The 763-nt window shown below is 51.5% G+C and carries 1 protein-coding gene; it reads right to left on the bottom strand.

The window, feature by feature from the left end; all coding sequences use genetic code 11:
- Nucleotides 1-763 (bottom strand): T1SS-143 repeat domain-containing protein (locus tag H2O73_RS20265; RefSeq protein WP_438696104.1); only part of this gene is annotated, 763 nt, incomplete at both ends.

The following is a 763-nucleotide window of genomic DNA, read 5'->3' as shown; positions in this document are numbered from 1 at the left end:
TGTCAGCGTGGTCAATGGGGGCTTTTAGCTCAAAGCTGTAGCTGCCATCAGCATTTAACGTCAGCTTAAACACTTCAACGTTGCCCGCTTTGGCGACATAGCTGTATTGGTTATCGCCATTAATCGTTGGCGGATCGAGTGTGATTGCTACCCCACCCGAGCTAAGCCCATCCACCGGATTGGTGGTTGGGTCAATTCGGTACAACACCACGCCATCGGCGCCTTGTGTGGTAGTAAAGTCACCGCTCACTTCCAGCGGTTGGTTACCGTCGCTACCGGCTGGCAAATCATCTTCATCGACGCTTAACGGCTCAACCGACGTAATGGTTGGAATGTCATCCACCACGGTAATGGTCAAGGTTTGTGGCGCCGTGGTGTCGTTGTCAAAATCTGTTGCGCTGATATTAAAGCCCAACTCAATCTCGTTCTCACCATCTGCTAACGCATGGTCGAGCGGCTGAAGTAGGTTGAATTGGTAGCTGTTATCGGCGGTATCAAACACCATAGTAAACACCGCTTCGCCCGAGAGCGTTTGTGCAGTGTAAGTAAACTGAGTGCCGTTTTGTACTGGCGAGCCATTGCTCCACTCCAGCGCTTCGCCGCCAGAGGATAAATCAGCCAATACAGGGGAAGTGGCTTCGATTTGATAGCTCTTAATGCCATCCGCGCCCTCTTCAATCACGAAGTTGCCCGAGATTAGCGTCGGCTCTTTATCGGCATCAGAGCCCTGAGCACCACTGACGTTAAGATCATCTTCATCAAC

This window comes from Vibrio marinisediminis (assembly GCF_014050145.1).
GTDB lineage: Bacteria > Pseudomonadota > Gammaproteobacteria > Enterobacterales > Vibrionaceae > Vibrio > Vibrio marinisediminis.
Note: the sequence above shows the minus strand (reverse complement) of the source record. Positions and strands in the feature narration are given on the sequence as shown.